The organism is Pseudomonas fluorescens, from assembly GCF_001307155.1.
Taxonomy (GTDB): Bacteria; Pseudomonadota; Gammaproteobacteria; order Pseudomonadales; family Pseudomonadaceae; genus Aquipseudomonas; species Aquipseudomonas helvetica.
In genome coordinates this window covers 4,364,610-4,383,634 of record NZ_CP012830.1, presented here as the reverse complement: position 1 = coordinate 4,383,634, position 19,025 = coordinate 4,364,610, and the positions used below count along the sequence as shown (strand labels likewise).

Annotated in this window: 16 protein-coding genes; 6 read left to right on the top strand and 10 right to left on the bottom strand. The window is 59.6% G+C overall.

Annotated elements, in window-relative coordinates:
• Nucleotides 1–20 precede the first annotated feature (20 nt).
• Nucleotides 21–1,637, bottom strand: a complete 1,617-nt coding sequence (groL, locus tag AO353_RS19935) for a chaperonin GroEL (RefSeq protein ID WP_054596499.1) — start codon at nucleotides 1,635–1,637, stop codon at nucleotides 21–23.
• Between the two features lie 331 nt (nucleotides 1,638–1,968).
• On the opposite strand from groL, the gene AO353_RS19930 reads away from it, so the two are divergent.
• Nucleotides 1,969–2,466, top strand: coding sequence for a BCAM0308 family protein (locus AO353_RS19930; RefSeq protein ID WP_054596498.1), 498 nt, complete (start codon nucleotides 1,969–1,971; stop codon nucleotides 2,464–2,466).
• 138 nt (nucleotides 2,467–2,604) lie between these two features.
• Here the strand turns inward: AO353_RS19930 and AO353_RS19925 are convergent, their stop codons facing one another.
• The 6 genes from AO353_RS19925 to AO353_RS19900 form a co-directional block, all read right to left on the bottom strand.
• Nucleotides 2,605–3,981 (bottom strand): MBL fold metallo-hydrolase RNA specificity domain-containing protein, encoded by a 1,377-nt coding sequence (locus AO353_RS19925; protein ID WP_054596497.1) that lies wholly within the window; start codon nucleotides 3,979–3,981, stop codon nucleotides 2,605–2,607.
• A gap of 105 nt (nucleotides 3,982–4,086) precedes the next feature.
• Nucleotides 4,087–5,229, bottom strand: coding sequence for an ABC transporter permease (locus AO353_RS19920; protein ID WP_054596496.1), 1,143 nt, complete (start codon nucleotides 5,227–5,229; stop codon nucleotides 4,087–4,089).
• On the bottom strand, nucleotides 5,226–6,653 hold the full coding sequence (locus tag AO353_RS19915; RefSeq protein ID WP_237142905.1) for an efflux transporter outer membrane subunit: 1,428 nt from the start codon (nucleotides 6,651–6,653) through the stop codon (nucleotides 5,226–5,228). The genes AO353_RS19920 and AO353_RS19915 overlap by 4 nt, the downstream gene beginning before the upstream one ends.
• Nucleotides 6,654–6,718: 65 nt before the next feature.
• Nucleotides 6,719–7,606, bottom strand: coding sequence for an efflux RND transporter periplasmic adaptor subunit (locus AO353_RS19910; protein ID WP_054596494.1), 888 nt, complete (start codon nucleotides 7,604–7,606; stop codon nucleotides 6,719–6,721).
• Nucleotides 7,603–8,322 (bottom strand): ABC transporter ATP-binding protein, encoded by a 720-nt coding sequence (locus AO353_RS19905; protein WP_054596493.1) that lies wholly within the window; start codon nucleotides 8,320–8,322, stop codon nucleotides 7,603–7,605. The genes AO353_RS19910 and AO353_RS19905 overlap by 4 nt, the downstream gene beginning before the upstream one ends.
• Nucleotides 8,323–8,396: 74 nt before the next feature.
• Nucleotides 8,397–9,308 carry a universal stress protein gene (locus AO353_RS19900; protein WP_054596492.1) on the bottom strand — a complete coding sequence of 304 codons (912 nt, stop codon included), beginning with the start codon at nucleotides 9,306–9,308 and terminating at the stop codon, nucleotides 8,397–8,399.
• A 302-nt stretch (nucleotides 9,309–9,610) separates the two neighbouring features.
• Here AO353_RS19900 and AO353_RS19895 point away from each other — a divergent pair, with 302 nt between their 5' ends.
• The 3 genes from AO353_RS19895 (at nucleotide 9,611) to AO353_RS19885 (ending at nucleotide 12,667) form a co-directional block, all read left to right on the top strand.
• Entirely contained in the window at nucleotides 9,611–10,258 is a 648-nt protein-coding gene (locus tag AO353_RS19895; RefSeq protein ID WP_054598280.1) for a BON domain-containing protein, read from the top strand.
• Between the two features lie 163 nt (nucleotides 10,259–10,421).
• Nucleotides 10,422–12,245 carry an ATP-dependent zinc metalloprotease FtsH gene (ftsH, locus tag AO353_RS19890; RefSeq protein ID WP_054596491.1) on the top strand — a complete coding sequence of 608 codons (1,824 nt, stop codon included), beginning with the start codon at nucleotides 10,422–10,424 and terminating at the stop codon, nucleotides 12,243–12,245.
• On the top strand, nucleotides 12,242–12,667 hold the full coding sequence (locus tag AO353_RS19885; RefSeq protein ID WP_019692802.1) for a potassium channel family protein: 426 nt from the start codon (nucleotides 12,242–12,244) through the stop codon (nucleotides 12,665–12,667). The genes ftsH and AO353_RS19885 overlap by 4 nt, the downstream gene beginning before the upstream one ends.
• A gap of 32 nt (nucleotides 12,668–12,699) precedes the next feature.
• On the opposite strand, the gene AO353_RS19880 is transcribed toward AO353_RS19885, so the two are convergent.
• Entirely contained in the window at nucleotides 12,700–13,581 is an 882-nt protein-coding gene (locus AO353_RS19880) for a universal stress protein (protein WP_054596490.1), read from the bottom strand.
• A 90-nt stretch (nucleotides 13,582–13,671) separates the two neighbouring features.
• Nucleotides 13,672–16,047: a phosphoketolase gene (locus tag AO353_RS19875; RefSeq protein WP_054596489.1), complete on the bottom strand. Its 2,376-nt coding sequence runs from the start codon at nucleotides 16,045–16,047 to the stop codon at nucleotides 13,672–13,674.
• A gap of 286 nt (nucleotides 16,048–16,333) precedes the next feature.
• On the opposite strand from AO353_RS19875, the gene fnr reads away from it, so the two are divergent.
• A complete protein-coding gene (fnr, locus tag AO353_RS19870) occupies nucleotides 16,334–17,086 on the top strand; it encodes a fumarate/nitrate reduction transcriptional regulator Fnr (protein ID WP_054596488.1) in 753 nt (250 codons plus the stop codon).
• Between the two features lie 33 nt (nucleotides 17,087–17,119).
• Nucleotides 17,120–18,103, top strand: a complete 984-nt coding sequence (locus AO353_RS19865; protein ID WP_054596487.1) for a zinc-dependent alcohol dehydrogenase family protein — start codon at nucleotides 17,120–17,122, stop codon at nucleotides 18,101–18,103.
• Here AO353_RS19865 and AO353_RS19860 read toward each other — a convergent pair.
• Entirely contained in the window at nucleotides 18,093–19,013 is a 921-nt protein-coding gene (locus AO353_RS19860) for a universal stress protein (protein ID WP_054596486.1), read from the bottom strand. The genes AO353_RS19865 and AO353_RS19860 overlap by 11 nt on opposite strands.
• Nucleotides 19,014–19,025: the final 12 nt, after the last annotated feature.

The following is a 19,025-nucleotide window of genomic DNA, read 5'->3' as shown; positions in this document are numbered from 1 at the left end:
CCGCCGCAGCGCGGTGCGGGTCATTCAGGAAACGGGGGCTGGGCAGGCGTTTCCTTTTCCGGGATATCGGTCATGGTCGCCTCGGTCAGCAGCAGGATACTGGCGACTGAAACGGCGTTTTCCAGCGCGATACGCACCACCTTGGTCGGATCGATGATGCCGGCTTCATACATGTCCACATAGACATTGGCTGACGCGTCGAAACCAATATTCCCCGGTTCCGCCAGCATACGGGCAACGACCACGCCGGCATCCACCGCCGAGTTTTCCGCGATCACCCGGGCCGGCGCTTCGAGCGCTCGGCGAAGTATCTGCAAACCGGTTTTGGCATCGCCTTCATAGCCGGCCTCCTCGGCCGCGATAATCGGTACCGCCTTGAGCAATGCCAGCCCGCCCCCCGGAACGATGCCCTCGGCAATCGCCGCCCGAGTCGCCGAAATGGCATCATCCAGCGCGTCCTTGCGGGCCTTCATCTCGGCCTCCGACGGCGCCCCGACCCGGATCACCGCAACGCCGCCAGACAACCTGGCCAGTCGTTCCTGGAGTTTTTCACGGTCGTAATCGCTGGTAGTCGCGTCCATTTGCACGCGGATCTGTTGCAGGCGCGCCTCAATCGCCTCACGTTGACCGGCGCCACCGATCAACGCCGTGCTGTCTTTTTGCACCACCACGCGATGCGCTCGTCCCAACTGGCTCAAGTCCACCTGTTCAAGACTGATGCCCAGCTCATTGGAGACCACCGTTGCCCCGGTCAGGACGGCAATGTCCTGGAGCATTTCCTTGCGTCGATCACCGAAGCCGGGGGCCTTGATCGCCACCGCGCGCAATACGCCACGGATCTGGTTGACGACCAGCGTGGTCAGCGCCTCGCCCTCTATGTCGTCGGCGATCAGCACCAGTGGCTGGCCACTTTTGGCGATCAACTCAAGCAGTGGCAGCAGGTCTTTGAGCGCGCCGATCTTATGGTCACAGAGCAGCAGGTAGGCATCATCGAGTTCGACCTGCATCTTCTCAGTATCGGTTACGAAATACGGCGAGACATAACCACGGTCAAAACGCATCCCCTCCATCACCTCGACCACGGTCTCAGTGGTCTTGGACTCCTCGACACTGACCACGCCTTCAACGCCGACTTTTTCCAGAGCATCTGCAACCAGCTGGCCGATAACGGCATCGTTATGCGCCGAAAGCGTGGCCACCTGGGCCTTTTCCTTGGGGGTACTGACCGGGCGCGATTGGGCTGCCAGCGATTGCACGACCAGCAATAGCCCGCGATCCAGGCCACGCTTCAAATCAATCGCGCTGGCACCAGCGACGACGTTGCGTATGCCGTCAGCCAGGATGGCATGGGCCAGCACCGTTGCCGTGCTGGTCCCGTCCCCTACCGCATCGCCGGTACGTTCCGCCGCCTGACGCAGCATCTGGGCACCCAGACCCTCCTCGGGGTCTTGCAGGTCGATTCGCTTGGCAATCGTCACGCCGTCGTTGCAGACCGTCGGATTACCCCACTTGTTCTGAATCAACACCGATTTCGATTTGGGCCCAAGGGTCACCCGAACCGCATCCGCCAGCTGGGTGGCACCGCAGAGGATTTTCTCGCGAGCGGCGGCACGAAACAGAATTTTACTGTGAGCCATCAGGTTGTTCTCCCGAGTCATCCTGCAACAGGCAGGTACTTGCAGCTTCCCTGAAATGGCTCACGCGACGTTGATTTTTATCAACAAAGTCACGACGTCGCGGGGCCTTCACAGGTGCCTGTATGCGGGCGCATGCAGCGCACCTGGTCCAGATGACTGACCATCAGCCATTGACCTCGAGTTGACAAAAATCAACCTGTACAACAACCAGCCGCGGCCAAATGAACCCGTGAATTCCACGGTTCTGTCAGCGGGCACTATCGGTAAAAATCGATCTGAAAACAGAGCTGGGGGCGCAGTTTTTATCCTTCTCATTTGCGAGGAACAGGTCATGGACAAATATCAGCTCAGTCAAAAAAACCAACTGTTCAAGACACCTGCCCATGACCCCTACTTATTGCAGCGAGTCGCAGGCTCGGCCATCTGTTCGAAGTGCGATGCAATTTATCAGGCCGGTAACTGGACCTGGAAGCAGCCTGAAAACACGGTGATCGCTGATGCCGAAACGGTGACCTGCCCGGCCTGTCGGCGCATCGATGACAACAGGCCGGCGGGCACGCTAACGCTGTCCGGCAGCTTCTTGCTCAAGCATCGAAAAGAAATCGTCAATCTGATCGAAAACACCGAGCGGCAGGAAAAAGCCGATCATGCCCTTGAGCGCCTCATCAAGCTGACCGACTCCGAGGGTGCTCTGGTCGTGACCACCACCGGCATCCATCTCGCCAACCGCCTGGGTCATGCGCTGACAGGCGCTTTCAAAGGCCACGCGAATTACCATTACGATGATGACCAATATCAGTTGAGCGTCAGCTGGACACGTGACGAGTAAAGAAAAACCGGTTGATGACAACGGTCAGAAAAACAGGCAACAGGGATTGCGCACCCAGAACTCCCGTCACCCAGCGAAAGCTGTTGGCCAAAGGCCCCTCGCCGCCACACCGGCAAGGGACTTTCGGTCATCAGGATTTCAGGCCGGGACCGGAACGCCGGTCAACTCAACGCAGTCACGGTACTCAGGCACCGAGACCGACCACCCCAGCTCCAGGCTGATGCGCCGGCGCAGCACATCCGATGCATTGGGTTCTCCGTGCACGACGTAGGTGTGTTTCGGTGGCCGCTTGAAGCCCCTCAGCCACTGCATGATTTCATCCCCGTCGGCATGCGCGGACAAGGTCCCCATGGGCACCACTTCGGCTCGAATCGGCACGTCCTTGCCATGAATCCGCACCGAAGGCGCACCGGCGATGATCTGCGCACCGCGAGTTCCCCCGGCCTGGAAACCGGGAACCAGCAGCGTATTGAGCGGGTTGGGTGCCAGCGCCTTGAGGTGGTGAAGCACCCGCCCGCCGGTGGCCATGCCGCTGGCAGCGATGATCACCGCGGGGGTGCGCTGTTGGTCAAGGTCCATGGAGTCTTTGACCGAACGCACGAAATGCGCGGCATGGCACATGCCTTCGCATTCCTCCAGCGACAGCCGGTGCTCACTGCGAAAACGCTGGTACAAGCGAGTGACATCGGTGGCCATGGGGCTGTTGAGGTAGATCGGCAGGTCGGGGATCGCCTTCTTCTGTTTCAGGCGATAGAGGTGATACATCAGCAATTGCGCACGCCCGACCGCAAATGAGGGCACCAAAGTAATGCCGTGGCGCAATGCCGTGCGGTTGATAACGTCGGCCAGTTGCTCCTCCGGGGGCTCGGCGGGGTGCTGACGGTCGCCGTAGGTCGACTCCACCAGCAAATAGTCGGCCTGTTCGATGGTTTCCGGGGTGAACATCAACGGATCATTCGGCCGCCCCAAGTCCCCGGAAAACACCAGGCTAATGCCTTCTGCACGCACTTCCACGGTGGCCGCTCCAAGGATGTGTCCGGCACAGCGCAATTGAATGCTGATCCCCGGAGCAATGTCGACCTCATGGTGCAACTCCACTGGCCGCAACAGCTTCAGGGCCCTGTGCGCGTCCTGTTCGGTGTACAGCGGCAAGGCCGGATCATGTTTGGAGAAGCCATGGCGGTTGGCGTATTCAGCCTCCTCTTCCTGCAGGCGGCCACTGTCGAGCAGCAGTATCTTGACCAGCTCACAAGTCGCCGCCGTGGCATAGACCGGGCCGCGATAACCGTTGCGCACCAACACCGGCAGGTAGCCGCTGTGATCGATATGAGCATGGGTCAGAACGATGGCTTCCAGATCCCGGACCGGCAGGTGGAAAGGGTCCCAGTTGTGCAGGCGCAGTTGTTTGTAGCCCTGGAACAGGCCGCAATCGATCAACACATGTTTGTCGTTGTGTTCCAGCAGGTACTTGCTGCCCGTTACCGTGCCAGCCGCACCGAGAAATGTCATTCGCATGCCCGTCTCCTTGAACACTGATGGGTACGCTATTGATCCCCCTTTACGTCACCCGGCACTTGATATTTATCAACAGCAGCCGGGCTGGCTCCGTCTTATCGAGGCTCAGCCTCTGAAAATGTCGAATGGCTCGATTTTCAGCACCTTGCGTATGCCCACATAACTGGAAACCCCGGCGATCAACAGCACCAGGCCAAACGCCAGCCCCAGGTTCCAGAACGTAATCATCGCTGCGTAATTGGGCAGATAGGTGCGCACCGTGAAGATCATCAACGTGACCAGCCCGACCCCCAGTCCGTACCCCGTCAAGCAGGTGAACGTTGCCATGAAGAGGATCATGTAGATCAGCTCGCGGCCCTTGGCGCCAATGGCCTTGAGGGCTGCGAACTTGTCGAGGTTTTCCAGAATGAAGGTGTAGAACGTCTGACCGGAGATGGATAACCCGACCAGGAAACTGATCACCGTCATCGTCAGTATGTTGGTGCCGACCCCGGTCTGATAGATGTAGAAATCGGTAATCCGCTGGTTGAACTCTCCCCGGGTCAAGGCGACATAGCCCAACTGCGCAACCTGCTGTTTGATCCCGGCCTCTGCGGCCTTGTTTCTGGGTTCCAGCAGAATGTAAGACACTGTGAAACGAGTGGTCGGGATGTATTCGATGGCTCGCCGGTAGGTGGTGTAGAGCGTCGGTATGCCGGTCAATCCACTGGTCAGTACCTTGGCGATGGCGACGATGGTGCCGCGGTGGTCATTGAGCTCGAAGGAGGTGCCAATCCGTGGATTCTCCAGTTTCGAAAATTCGGCGTCGTGGACCATGATGAATGCGTTTTCCGCGTAAATGTCCTCGATAGAACCCTCTTCAAGCTCAGGGCGACCGAACAGGCTGGTGTCGTCGAGACCTATCACACTGACCGCCTGATAGGTGCCACTGGCCAACCTGACCTGGGCGCCGCCAATGAATACAGGCACCGCGTAGCGCACCTGCTCCATGCTGCGTACGGCATCGAGCAAATAGTCGGGCAGAGGAATGACAATGGTCGGTGTGTTCACGGCCGGGTCCATGATCCACATCGCAGCGCCGATATTGGTCACCGTCGAGTGGGCGCGATTGAGGATGCCGGCAAACAGTGCGGTCATCTGCAACATCAGGAACACCGAGAAAGTAATCCCTACCAGCAGTGCCGAAAACTTGGCCTTGTCATTGACCAGCAGCTTGAAGCCGATCCGCAGGATGCCCGAGTATTTCATGGTGTCTGCCTGCTGCCCGCAGGGGGCGGAGTGTTCCACCAGCCGCCGCCCAGCGCGACGAACAACCCGACGGTGTCCTGATGACGCTGGGCGAGTGCTTGCAGATAAGCGATGTTGACCTGATGCAACTGCACATCGGCCGCCAGCAGATCCAGATAGGTCACCAGGCCCGATCGGTAGTTGGCTTGCAGCAAACGCAGCGCCTCTTCAGCGGTAGCCTGTGCCTCGGTCTGTTTTTGCAGGGCCTGTGCATCGAACTCCAGGGCCTTGAGGGCATCGGCCACTTGTGCGAAAGACTCGAGCACGGTTTGCCGATAATTCGCTGCCGCCTGCTGATAGGCATCGATCGCCGCTTTTCGGCCAAACCACAGGCTACCGCCCTGGAACAGCGGGACATCGATGGAGGGGCCAACACTCCAGAACCGCCCACCACTCGCAAATAATGACCCCAGGTTCGACCCGGCCGTACCGTAGGTCCCGGTCAGATTGAAACTGGGAAACATCGCCGCCGTGGCCACCCCGATGTTGGCACTGGCCCGGTGCAGCTGTGCCTCTGCGGACAAGATATCCGGCCGCTGCCGGACCAACCTCGAAGGCAGGCTGACCGGCAAATCGGTGGGCAGCGAAAGACCGGTCAGCTCGATGTCAGGAAGGCTGACATCGGTGGGTGCTACACCTTCGAGGGTGGCCAGCAAATGCTCGGCCTGACTGATTTTCTGCTCCAGCGCCGGCAACAAGGCCTCATTGCTGGCAATCAGGCTGCGCAAACTGAGCACCGCCGAATAAGGCGCCGTACCGCTGCGCACCTGGACCTCGGTGGTCTGAAGCTGTTGTTTTTGCAGCGCAATCAACTGCTCGGTGGCGCGCCATTGCGCGACATAGCCGGCACGGGCGATGGCGGTATTCACGACATTGGCGGTCAGGGTGAGGTAAGCCGCATGGGTCAGCCAGGCTTGATGGTCGACCTCGGCTTGCAGGCCTTCCACCGTTCGACGCTGTCCGCCAAACACATCGAGGGTGTAGCTGATCGTGCCACTCAGGGTCACGACGTTGAAGATCGTCCCTCCCGTCGACAGCCCTTGCTGGAGCGGAGCATTGCGTTCGCGGGTCGCGCCGGCGTGAAGATCCAGGTGCGGATAGAAAACCCCATGACCGGCCATGAGCGTGTCCTGGCTTTGCCGCAGGCTAGCCTCGGCAGCCTGCAAGGTCTGGTTGTTGGCCGTCGCCTGGCGAACCACTGCATCCAGAGAGCCGGACTTGAACAACCGCCACCAGTCAGGCACCACTTCAGCCCCCGGCAAAAAATGCTGCGCCTGACCCTGCGCCGCCACGGTCGTCGTCGCCGGATTGCCGGTGTAACCGCTCTGCGACGGCGTTGGCGGACGCGAAAAGTCCGGGCCTACGGTGCAAGCGCTCATTGCCATCAACATAATCGCGGGGAGCACCCGGGCATGCAATCGCAGAGGTCGATGGACGCGGAACTGGCACATCATTTCTGCCCTATGAAGACATCCACCAACTGCCCCGGATACACCATCGGGAGGTCTTTTTTCTCGAACCGGAAAACCACCGGCAACACCCTGAGGTCGACTTTCTCCTGACGCTGATTGGACAACTGGATTTTCGGCGACACATACGGCTGCACGCGAACGAACTCCAGCGGCACCTTGATATCCGAGCCATGGATCAACATCTGTGCACGGATATGTTCGGGCGTCGGCAAGCGGGCAATCAGGATCTCGTCCACGTAGCAACGTACCGCCAGATAAGTCTGTTCAGCGCTCATCACCAGCAACGGGCTGAATTGCTGGATATACGGATCATAGGCACCCTGCGGTGACACATAGCTGCCCACGGTGGTATTGATGGCCAGGACCACGCCATCCACCGGGGCCTTGATCGCATATTGTGCAAGCGTGGCATTCGCGGCCTTGAGCGCTGCCTGTGCCTGGGCCGCGGTATCTTTTGCGGTGTCCAGCGTGTCCTTGCTGATGGACTTGGGATCAATCCCGTAGGACGCCAGGCGCTTGGTGTATTGGTCCTGAGCGGTTTTCAGACTGGCTTGCGCCAATTCGAAGTTTGCCCTGGGCACGGCGTCATCGATGGTCACCAGGGGCGTACCGCGGGTGACAGCCTGCCCTTCTTGCACCAGCACTTGAGTGATCGGCCCGGAAACCTGCGGGTAAATCACGATGTTGGAACCGCCGGGCTGCTCGCTTTCGATAATCCCGTTCGCATAAATCGCGGTGTCATAAGTGCTGCTCGCCGGGGCGAAGGCTGGCGGCAATGGACGGGGCGTGCGTCCGAGCAGGTAGGCGGCGGTCACCCCGGCCAATACACCGATGACTGCCAGCACAAACAGCACCCGGTTCTTCATGACGAGGTCCGGTCAGGTTCGCTGATGCGGCCATCTTCCATGTGAATGATGCGGTCGGCGTACTCATTGATCCGCGCGTCGTGAGTGACGATCAGAATGCAACGCTGCTGGTTGAGAATATTCGACTTCACGAAGGCAATGATCATCTTCCCGGTGTCACCGTCGAGGGACGCGGTGGGCTCGTCGAGAATCAATAGCTGCGGGCCGCCGATGATCGCCCGGGCGATCGCCACCCGCTGTTGTTCGCCGCCGGACAGCTTGACCGGCAGAATGTCGCCGCGATCCTTGAGGCCGACCACTTCCAGGCTCTGCTTCGCCTGCGTTATGGCCTTGTCCCAATCACAGTGCTTGAGGATCAAGGGAATCGCGACGTTCTCGGCAGCGGTCAGCCGTGCAAAAAGATGGTAGTCCTGAAACACGAAACCGATGTTATTGAGGCGTAATTCCGCCAACTGATCGGTGCTCAGGCTCCAGATGTCATTGCCATTGATCTTCACCGTACCGGCATCCGGCCGCAGAATGCCGGAGATCATGCTCAGCAGGGTGGTCTTGCCGCTCCCTGACGGGCCGACGATGAACACCATTTCACCGAACTGTGCGACCAGTGAGACCTGATCGACAGCCTTCATTCGTACGTCCCCTTCCCCGAACCATTTGGTCAGGCCGCTCGAATCAATCGCCGGATGATCGGCAGAACCCGTTTGATCCGAACTCATGAGCGCTTCTGCTCCCGATCGGCCGATGCCCCTGGGCACTGGCAGTTATCGAATACCGCCACCACGATACGCCATCAATACGGCGGCTTGACGATCATCAGACTGCAGGGAGCCCGGTTCAGGGTGTTCTCGGCGGTACTGCCGAGAAATACGTTCACGCCCCGATAGTGCACGGTGCCCATCACAATCATGTCGAACTCATTACTCGCCGCGAAACGCTCGATCATCTTGTGCGGGACACCGGTCAACAGATGCCGTTTCGCCTCTGGAATCTCATAGCGTTCGGCGAGCGTATCAAAGGCTTCAATCTGGGTATCGCTGACCGCGTCTCTCAAGCTTTCCCGCATGGTCAGGTATTGCAGGTTCACGCCGGAGTCGCCGTTCACAATCCAGCCGCTGACATTGAGCAGGTGTAACTTCGCGCCACAGGACAAGGCCAGCTTCGAAGCAATATCGAGGATCTGGTCATTCAGCCCCTGCGTCAGCTCTTCAAGATGGGACAGGTCGATAGCCGCCAGTATTTTCAAGGGCAACGGGTTTCTGGCATCGGTGACCAGGTGCAAGGGGGCTGGACAGTCGCGCAGTAACAGCCAGTCCAGAGGCTTGTAGAAAACCCGTTGAAATGCCGATACATGCTGTACATCCTTGATCACGATGTCTGCCCCGAAGTCGTTTACGTACTCAAGCACCTCCTCGATACCCGGCTTGGCCCAGACCACTTCAGTGCTTACGTGCAGGCCTTTGCATTGCCCAAACCGGGCCTGCTGCTCTAGCCAGTGACGGTGCACCTGCAAATATCCCTCGCGCGCCTGCGCCATGGCCTGATGGTCAAACAGGCCAGCGACCGCCAGCGCTTCGACATAATCGAACGCCACGATGTGCAGCATCGCGCCCGTCGCTCTCGCCAGGGATTCCGCCCGATCAAACGCGGGGGTACGGGACATTTCGCTCGGAGCGATCAGCAGTAAACGGCGAATTTCAAACATCACACACCTCGTCGGCAGATGCTTGGTCAGTCGAAACCGATGAACAGCACTCCCGTGCCGGCCTTCCATCAGCACACGGATCGACGAACACCCTCTCTGGTTAATGTCGATAGTGAGTGGGCAGGTGCTGTCCGGGGTTGATAAAAATCACAAAAAGTCGTTGTGCGCCCAAGCACCGCTGCTGAAAGAAGCATTGTTGATTCAGCTCAATAAATGCTCAGCCGCCAGGCGTAAAAACATACCCAGTAATCGGGCTCATGTTGTCCGATGCTCGCGCCAAATCGACCACAGAGGACACGATCATGAACGATTTGAGTCTGCGCCAAACCATTCTGGATGAGCTTGAGTTCCAGCCGGATATCGATGCCGCCAATATCGGCGTCGCTGTGGACAAGGGCGTCGTCACGCTCTCCGGCCATGTCCGGACCTATGCCCAGAAAATCGCTGCTGAACAGGCGGTAAAACGCATCAAGGGCGTACGCGCGCTGGCCGAAGAAATACAGGTCAGGCTGGACCCCGGGGAAGGCACGGCAGATGACACCATCGCGACCCGCGCGTTGAAGATCATTGCCTGGAGTTCTGACGTCCCCATAGACACCATCAAGGTCATCGTACAAAAGGGCTGGGTAACGCTGGAAGGCAAGGTGGACTGGCAGTACCAGAAAGAAACCGTCGAACGGGCGGTGCGCAAGTTGTCCGGGGTGGTGGGCGTGGACAATCGGCTCACCCTTTATCCTCGGGTGGAAGTGGCCGATATCCAGCACCGCATCGAAGAAGCCCTCAAGCGCAATGCCGAAGTGGATGCCAAGGGTATTCACGTCAAGGTAGACGGTGATGTCGTGAAACTTGAAGGCCGGGTCCATCTGTGGCGTGAACGCCAGATCGCCACCCGCGCTGCCTGGTCCGTACCGGGTGTGAGAGCAGTGGAAGATCACCTGCTGATTGCCTGATGTCAAACAGGGAATATCAGCTCGACGTCCGGCGTAAACCCCGGCGTTCGGGCTGATGGCGTCTAGAATCGTATTCAGATGCCCAACGAGCTTGAGCCTCGGCGTTCGGCAATCAAACCGTCACGCATCGGGCCAGCCCGCCTTTTTTCCCTGAGCCAAGGCCATGAAAAAGAATCACCAATGGAACCTTTCCTACTTCGCGATCACCTTTCTGGTCCTTGCACTCGCCCAGCTGTTTTTTGTTGACCGCCATTCGGTGCAGAGCATCCCCTACAGTCAGTTCCTGCAACTGTTGGGCGAGCACAAGGTCAGCGAGTTGCGGGTCGACAAGGAGCAGATCAGCGGCAAGCTGCAAGAGCCCATCGACGGCCACGACCTGTTCACCACCGTGCGGGTCGATCCCACGCTGGCGACTGAGTTGGCACAATCGGGTGTCGGCTTTTCCGGCATCAGCGAAAACACCCTGCTGAACGCGCTGCTGGGCTGGTTGCTACCCTTTGCGATGATCATGGTGCTCTGGCATTTCCTGTTCCGCGGCATGGCCGAAAAACAGGGCCTTGGCGGACTGATGAATGTCGGCAAGTCGCGGGCCAAAGTGTTTGTCGAACGCGATACCGGAGTGACGTTCGCCGATGTCGCGGGCATCGATGAAGCCAAGGCCGAGCTGGTGGAAATCGTCTCGTTCCTGAAGGACAAGGCCAAATACGCACGCCTGGGGGCGCATATTCCCAAGGGCACCCTGCTGGTCGGCCCACCGGGCACCGGCAAGACCCTGGTGGCCAAGGCGATTGCCGGTGAAGCCGGGGTGCCGTTTTTTTCGATTTCCGGTTCCGAGTTCGTCGAAATGTTCGTCGGTGTCGGCGCCGCTCGAGTGCGCGACCTGTTCGAGCAGGCACGGCAGGCGGCACCGTGCATCATTTTCATCGACGAACTCGACGCCCTGGGCAAAATGCGCGGTATCGGTGCGTTTGGCGGCAACGACGAAAAAGAACAGACCCTCAACCAACTGCTGGCCGAACTGGACGGTTTCGACCCGCGCGAAGGTGTGGTCCTGCTGGCAGCGACCAACCGGCCGGAGGTCCTCGATCCGGCGTTGCTGCGGGCCGGGCGCTTCGACCGTCAACTGGTGATCGACCGCCCCGATCGAAAAGGCCGACAAGCCATCCTCAAGGTCCATCTGAAAAAAATCACCGTAGCGCCCGACATCGACTCCGAACGTATCGCCGAAATCACCACGGGCTTCACCGGTGCCGACCTGGCCAATCTGATCAACGAAGCCGCGATCGTGGCCACCCGCCGGGGAGGCGAGACCGTCAACCTCGACGACTTCACCGTCGCGGTGGAACGCATCGTCGCCGGGGTCGAACGCAAGAGCAGCCTGTTACTGCCTGACGAACGTCTGGTGGTGGCCTATCACGAAATGGGCCATGCCCTGGCGGCTGGCACGTTGCCAGGGATGGACCCGGTCCACAAGGTCTCGATCATCCCCCGCTCCATTGGCTCGCTGGGCTATACCTTGCAGCGCCCGACCGAGGATCACTTCCTGATCAGTTGTCAGATGCTCAAGGACCGCATCGCCGTGCTGATGGCCGGTCGGGCCGCCGAGTTCATCGTCTATGGCCAGATTTCCACGGGTGCCGCCGATGACCTGACCCGGGCGACCGACATCGCCCGGCAGTTGATCACCCGTTTCGGCATGAGTGCCGAACTCGGTCAATCGGTACTCGAACGGCAAACCCCGACTTATCTGGGCGAACACATGGCCGGACTGGGCCAGAAAGACTATTCGGAGCAAACCGCGCGGGAAATCGACCTGGGCATCCGCGCCCTGCTCGAAGAAGCCTATAACCGGGCCAAGGCGCTGCTCGACAGTCGTCGAGCCGACCTGGATGCCGGTGCTCATTTACTGCTGGAAAGAGAAACGCTGACGCCAGAGGAGTTTCCGCCGCTGCTACCGCTCAAGGCCGCCCCCGATGGCTCGCCATGATTGAGGTCACGCTGATCAATACGCTGGTGGTCATCGTTGCCGTAGTGATCCACTACGAATGCCTGTCACGCCTGAACGACTGGCTACCCAGGCTCAGGGCCTGGAGTCGATTCAGAATCGTCGTCGGGGTATTCGGCGCGATGCTGGCCCATGCAACAGAAGTCTGGTGCTTTGCGCTGGCCTATTACCTGATGGCGCGCTCCGGTGACTGGGGCAGCCTGAACGGCAACTTTGATGGCTCGTTCATGGATTGCGTGTACTTCTCCTTCACCACCTTTACCACCATCGGTTTTGGCGATATTTCGCCCGTGGGCAAACTCAAGTACCTGACCGGGTTGCAGGCACTGACCGGCCTGGTGCTCATTACCTGGACGGCGTCCTTTCTGTTTCTCGAAATGCAGAAATACTGGAAGAGCAAGTAGCGGCCGCCGGTGGACGACCGCTTCCACGGGACCTAAACGGCCAGGATGCTGCAAGGCACTTGATAAAGAACATGTTCGGTGGTGCTGCCAATCAACCATTGCAGGCCATGGTGCCGGCCCCGGCCCATGACGATCACGTCAGTCTGGTTGTCGTTGACGAATCCGGCCAGCGCCGACACCGGATCGCCGAAGATAAAGTGCCGACATTCAACAGGCACCCCGAAGTCGTGAGCCAGTGTGACAAAGGATTTTTCCAGTGCCTGGCGCAGATCTTTCCTGAGCTTCGACAGCACCGGCTCATCTCCATCTGCGTCGTCCAGATAGTCGGAGGACATAGGGCAGACGTGCAGCAAAGACAATTGGGCATCACATTGCAACGCCAGGCTATTGGCCTGCTGCAGGATCCGCTCGTTCAGCTTGCTGCCCTGCGGCTCGGGATCCACCGCCGCGACCACCTTGCGCGGCAACGCATGACTGCACGGACTCAGCAGATAAACCGGCACCGGGCATTCGCGCAGCAAGTACCAATCCATGGGCGTGACAAAGGCGCGCTTGAGCAGCGGCTCATGCTGAATCTCCTTGAGCAACAGGTCGGGGCGCAGTTGCATCACATAGTCCAGGATCTCCAGACGGGCGTCGTCGCTCCATCTCACTTCGCTGGTCACATCAAGCCCTTTGGCGCGTAGTGCGTGCACTTCATTCTTCAACCATCGGCTCTGCTCCTGCAGGTAACGCGTGCGCGTCTCGTCCCGTGCCGGCGGTTCAAGCAGAGAAAAAAGCCTGACCGGTTTGGTCAGCCCGAGAATATGCAGAGTGGCACCACAGGCCTTGGCCAGAGCGCTGGCCTGGTGGATGGCCGGGGAGTGACGCAGGGTCGGATTGATGATCAGCAGCAACCGTTGATACTGGCTCATGGTCTGGCTCCAGAACGTTCAGGCCTGGACGCGAACGGCTTCTTGCCTCTGCGCTCATGCTGGATGGATGACGGCATCGATTGGGGCTCCTCAACTGCCGGCCGCAGGCGTCCATTGCCAGTTCATCACTTCGGGCAAGTCCTGCCCGTGTTCGATGAGGTAAAGCTTGTGTTTCTCCATCGTTGCCCAGTAACGCGCCCGGGCGGTTTCGATCTGCTCGTGCAGGCGCGGAACCCGCTCGATCACATCCAGCGCCAGCTGATAACGGTCCAGGTTATTGATCACCGCCATATCGAACGGTGTCGTGGTCGCCCCCTCCTCCTTGAAGCCGCGCACGTGGAAGTTTTCATGATTGCTGCGTTTGTAAATCAGCCGGTGAATCAGTGCCGGGTACCCGTGGAACGCAAAGATCACGGGCCTGTCGACGGTGAACAGCTCGTCGAAAGCCGAATCCGACAAACCATGGGGATGCTGAAATGACGGTTGCAGCACCATCAAGTCGACGACGTTGATCACCCTGACGCGCAGATCCGGCACGTACTCGCGAAGCAAGGTCACGGCGGCCAGCGTTTCCAGGGTCGGGACGTCTCCGGCGCAGGCCATGACCACGTCCGGGTCTTGATCGTTCTGGCTGGCCCAGTCCCATCGACCGATGCCGCACAGGCAATGACGGATGGCCGAACCGATATCCAGCCACTGCCACTCCGGTTGCTTGCCGGCAACGATGACGTTGATGTAGTTGCGACTTCTCAGGCAGTGGTCGGCAACCGACAGCAGGCAGTTGGCGTCGGCCGGCAGGTAGATCCGGACCACATCGGACTTCTTGTTCGCGACCAGATCGATGAAGCCCGGGTCCTGATGGGAAAAACCGTTATGGTCCTGACGCCAGACATGCGAGGTGAGCAAGTAATTGAGCGAGGCTACCGGTTTGCGCCAAGGCACCTCGGCGGCGGTTTTCAGCCATTTGGCGTGCTGATTGAACATCGAATCGACGATGTGAATGAACGCCTCGTAACAGGAGAACAGTCCATGCCGGCCCGTCAATAAATAGCCTTCCAGCCACCCCTCGCACACTTGCTCACTCAGAATCTCCATCACCCGGCCTTCGGCCGTCAGGTCGATATCCTCGGGCTCCAGGTTACCCATCCAGGCCTTTGCGCTGACGTCGTAGACTGCATCCAGTCGGTTCGAGGCGGTTTCATCCGGGCCGAACAACCGAAAATTGCCTGAGGCCAGATTGTTTTTCATCACATCGCGCAGAAACGCCCCCAGCACCCGGGTCGCTTCTGCGCGCAGGCAGCCCGGCGCGGGAAGTTTCACGGCGTATTCGGTAAAGCGCGGCAGATCCAGCGGTCGCAGCAGCAGGCCACCATTGGCGTGAGGATTGGCGCTCATTCGCCGGTGCCCCGTCGGTGCCAGCGCAGCGATTTCGGGTAACAAGGCACCGTTGACGTCAAACAGCTCATCCGGACGATAGCTGCTAAGCCACTCCTCCAGTTGCCGCAGATGAGTCGGCTGGCCGAAATCCGCCAGCGGCACCTGATGCGCACGACACGTGCCTTCAATGCGCCGGCCATCGACGAATTTGGGGCCTGTCCAGCCCTTTGGCGTACGCAGCACCAGCATCGGCCAAAGCGGGCGCTCCGGCACCGGAGGCTGTGGGTATTTGCGCGCAATACGCTGGATCTCGCGGATTTTCAACAGCATCGTGTCCAGGGTTCTGGCCAACGCCTGATGAACCTCTTCAGGCTCGTCACCCTCGACAAAATACGGATCGTAACCGTAGCCATACATCAGGGCCGACAGTTCGTCTTCGCTGATTCTGGAGAGCACCGAGGGGTTGGCGATCTTGTAGCCATTGAGGTGCAGAATCGGCAGGACAGCCCCGTCACGCACCGGATTAAGGAATTTGTTGGAATGCCAGCTGGCCGCCAGCGTTCCCGTTTCAGCCTCACCGTCGCCGATCACGCACGCCACGATCAGGTCCGGGTTATCGAACGCCGCGCCGTAAGCATGGGCCAGGGAATAGCCCAGTTCGCCGCCTTCATGGATCGACCCGGGAATCTGCGCCGAAACATGGCTGGAAAGCCCATAAGGCCAGGAAAACTGCCGAAAGAGCCGGACCAGGCCGTTACGGTTCTGCTCCACTGAAGGATTGAACTCGGTGTAAGTCCCTTCCAGATAGGTCTGCGCCACGATCGCCGGCCCACCATGCCCAGGGCCGGTGACGAAGATCATGTTCAGGTCGTAGCAGGTGATCAGGCGGTTGAGGTGCACGTAGATCAGATTCAGCCCTGGCGTTGTTCCCCAATGCCCCAGTAATCGCGGTTTTACATGTTCCAGTGCCAGGGGTGCGCTGATCAGCGGGTTGTCCTTGAGGTAGATCTGCCCCACTGCCAGGTAATTGGACGCTCGCCAATAGGCATCGAGACCTTCCAGCTGCTCGGCACTCAGAAAATCGCTCATGAAGCTCTCCGCTCTCGACAAAGAGCAGCGCCGGCCATCGATGACAGGCCCGCGCTGCGAACAGGGCATTTGTCGATTCTGGGAGTCTGGGAGGTTCAAGACTTGATTTACATCAAACGCGCCTTCTCTGAAGAGGAGATCTCGAGAGCGTCAACGCGGCACCTTCTGTCATTGAATCTGCTGGGCCCCCCTCCCCGTTCGTCGTACAAACGCCCCCGGGTTACGCATTAAGGGTTTGACCGGGCTCTCAGCGCCTATGCTTCATACACCGATAGAGGGACGCAAAATGCCGCCGTATGACCTCCGCCCCCTTCACGCCCATTACCTCAAGGCTGCCTGCGCCAACTGCAGCGTGCTGGAACTGTGCCTGCCGATTGGCCTGACCGACCAGGAAGTAGAGCGATTGGATACCCTGATCATCCAGCGCGTAAAAGTTAAAAAAGGTGCAGCGTTGTATCGCACGGGTGATTCATTGCGCTCGCTTTACGCAGTGCGCATCGGTTCTTTCAAGACCACAGTGTTGTCTCTCGACGGTCGCGAGCAAGTCACCGGTTTTCAAATACCCGGCGAGATGCTCGGCCTGGACGCCATCAGTGAAGAGCAGCACACCTGTAATGCTTTCGCTCTTGAGGACAGCGAAGTGTGTCCCATCCATTTCGCCCAGCTGGAGAAGCTTTCCCGGGAGCTGCCTACACTGCAGCACAATCTGAACAAACTTCTAAGCCGCGAAATCGTGCGCGATCACGACATGCTGATGCTGATGGGCAAGATGAACTCCGACGAACGTCTGGCGGCCTTTCTGCTGAACCTGTCGCAGCGGCTTAGCCTGCGCGGTTATTCGTCCAGGGAGTTCGTACTGAAGATGCGTCGCGAAGAGATCGGCTCCTACCTGGGGCTGCGTCTGGAAACCATCTGCCGAGGCATTGCCCACCTGCGGGATCAGGCACTGGTCGAGATTTCCGGGCGTAACGTCACCATCCTCGACATGGACAGGCTCAAGCAACTGGTCACCGGCTGTCATCGGGACGCGCCAGCTTGACAGCCTGAATGCCTTTGATTCCGGAGAATCGTCATGCGCGCCATGGTGCTACAGACTCCTGGCCAGCCACTGCAACGGGAAGAGCGCGCGATCCCGACACCTGATGCTCAGCAACTGTTAATCAAAGTCCTGGCCTGTGGCGTGTGCCGCACCGACCTGCACCTGGTCGATGGTGAGCTGCCGCAAGCGACACTGCCGCGAGTGCCGGGGCACGAAATTGTCGGGGAAGTGACCGCGGTGGGGGCCGACGTTGCGCCCGACTGGATCGGCCAGCGGGTCGGCGTTCCCTGGCTCGGATCGACTTGCGGCCGGTGTGAATTCTGCCGCTCGGGCCGGGAGAACCTCTGCGATCAGGCGCAGTTCACCGGTTGTAATCTGGACGGCGGTTATGCCGACTACACCGTGGCCGACGCGCGCTTCTGCTTTCGCCTTCCGGACACGCTCTCGGCCACCGAAGCCGCACCGTTGCTATGCGCCGGGCTGATCGGCTTTCGAGCGCTGCAAATGGCCAAAACCGCACGTCATCTGGGCCTCTACGGGTTCGGTGCCGCCGCGCACCTGGCAATCCAGGTGGCGCTGGGCCGAGGTCAACAGGTATACGCCTTCACCCGACCGGGCGACAACGAGGGCCAGGCGTATGCCCGAACGTTGGGCGCCGCCTGGGCTGGCCCTTCGGACCAGAAACCGCCACACCTGCTCGACGCCAGCCTGATCTTCGCCCCCGTCGGAGCGCTGGTGCCGTTGGCGCTGGAGGCCACCGTCAAGGGTGGCTGTGTGATATGCGCCGGCATCCACATGAGCGACATCCCGGCGTTTCCCTATCGTCTGCTCTGGGGTGAGCGCAGCGTACGTTCGGTGGCCAACCTGACGCGCGAAGACGGCACGGCGTTTTTCCAGGAGATTCGCCATACGCCCGTGCACAGCGATGTCACCTGTTTTGCACTGGACGATGCCAATCAAGCGCTCGCCCAGCTGAGGAGCGGTCAGGTCAAAGGCGCCATCGTGCTCACCCCCTGACCGCAAAACCGGGTGACCGGACCGCCAGAATGCTGCCAGGCACCGAGTAAAGCGCCCGTTCGGTGGTGCTGCCAATCAACCGATCCAGCCCGACCCGGTGCACCGTGCCCATCACCACCACGTCGGCCAGGTATTCTTCGACAAACTCGGTCAATGCCCGAACCGGTTGGCCCATGACAAAGTGCCGACGTTCGGGCGGTATACCGTAGCGGTCGGCCAGGGTCACGAATGCCAGGTGCAGGGATTCACGCAGCTCCTCCATGTAATCCATGCTCCAGCCGCCGTTGACCAACGGTGCATCGCCATTGAACGCGGGCGACAGGTCATAGGCGTAGAGCAAATGCAGCGGCGCATCACACTGCAGGGCCAGGGCGTTCGCGGTTTGAATGATGGTGTCGTTGAGGCCACTGATCTGGGTTTGTGGGTCGAAGGGGTCGACCGCCGCCACGATCCGGTGAGGCAAGCTGTAACGGGCCTGGTTGACCAGGTGCACAGACACCGGGCATTCGCGCAGCAGGTGACAATCAAGTGGCGTGATGAATACCCGTTTCAGCACCGGCTCCAGCGTGGCGTCCTTGATTAGCAGGTCAGGCTTGAACTCCTCGACATGCTTCAGGATATCCAGCAGCGGATGGGTGGTGAAGACCACTTCCACCGAGACTTTCAGCCCCTCACCGCTCAGCCGCTGGATTTCCTCCGACATCCAGCGACGATAGCGACGCAGGTAGCTCTGAAACGCCGCCTCATCGACTTTTTCATCCCACAAATGAACGATCGGCACCGGTTCGACAAAGGCACACACGTGCAAGACCGCCCCACTCGCCTTGGCCAGGGCGACCGCGCGCAGCAAGGCTGGAGATTGATGCAAGGTTCGATCGGCGATCAGCAGTAACCGTTGATAATGACCCATCACACACCTCGG

What these genes read in the sequence shown, in the direction of transcription:
- groL (WP_054596499.1), bottom strand. Translation starts at nt 1,637, where the DNA reads ATGGCTCACAGTAAAATTCTGTTTCGTGCCGCCGCTCGCGAGAAAATC.
- AO353_RS19930 (WP_054596498.1), top strand. Translation starts at nt 1,969, where the DNA reads ATGGACAAATATCAGCTCAGTCAAAAAAACCAACTGTTCAAGACACCT.
- AO353_RS19925 (WP_054596497.1), bottom strand. Translation starts at nt 3,981, where the DNA reads ATGCGAATGACATTTCTCGGTGCGGCTGGCACGGTAACGGGCAGCAAG.
- AO353_RS19920 (WP_054596496.1), bottom strand. Translation starts at nt 5,229, where the DNA reads ATGAAATACTCGGGCATCCTGCGGATCGGCTTCAAGCTGCTGGTCAAT.
- AO353_RS19915 (WP_237142905.1), bottom strand. Translation starts at nt 6,653, where the DNA reads ATGGCAATGAGCGCTTGCACCGTAGGCCCGGACTTTTCGCGTCCGCCA.
- AO353_RS19910 (WP_054596494.1), bottom strand. Translation starts at nt 7,606, where the DNA reads ATGAAGAACCGGGTGCTGTTTGTGCTGGCAGTCATCGGTGTATTGGCC.
- AO353_RS19905 (WP_054596493.1), bottom strand. Translation starts at nt 8,322, where the DNA reads ATGAGTTCGGATCAAACGGGTTCTGCCGATCATCCGGCGATTGATTCG.
- AO353_RS19900 (WP_054596492.1), bottom strand. Translation starts at nt 9,308, where the DNA reads ATGTTTGAAATTCGCCGTTTACTGCTGATCGCTCCGAGCGAAATGTCC.
- AO353_RS19895 (WP_054598280.1), top strand. Translation starts at nt 9,611, where the DNA reads ATGAACGATTTGAGTCTGCGCCAAACCATTCTGGATGAGCTTGAGTTC.
- ftsH (WP_054596491.1), top strand. Translation starts at nt 10,422, where the DNA reads ATGAAAAAGAATCACCAATGGAACCTTTCCTACTTCGCGATCACCTTT.
- AO353_RS19885 (WP_019692802.1), top strand. Translation starts at nt 12,242, where the DNA reads ATGATTGAGGTCACGCTGATCAATACGCTGGTGGTCATCGTTGCCGTA.
- AO353_RS19880 (WP_054596490.1), bottom strand. Translation starts at nt 13,581, where the DNA reads ATGAGCCAGTATCAACGGTTGCTGCTGATCATCAATCCGACCCTGCGT.
- AO353_RS19875 (WP_054596489.1), bottom strand. Translation starts at nt 16,047, where the DNA reads ATGAGCGATTTTCTGAGTGCCGAGCAGCTGGAAGGTCTCGATGCCTAT.
- fnr (WP_054596488.1), top strand. Translation starts at nt 16,334, where the DNA reads ATGCCGCCGTATGACCTCCGCCCCCTTCACGCCCATTACCTCAAGGCT.
- AO353_RS19865 (WP_054596487.1), top strand. Translation starts at nt 17,120, where the DNA reads ATGCGCGCCATGGTGCTACAGACTCCTGGCCAGCCACTGCAACGGGAA.
- AO353_RS19860 (WP_054596486.1), bottom strand. Translation starts at nt 19,013, where the DNA reads ATGGGTCATTATCAACGGTTACTGCTGATCGCCGATCGAACCTTGCAT.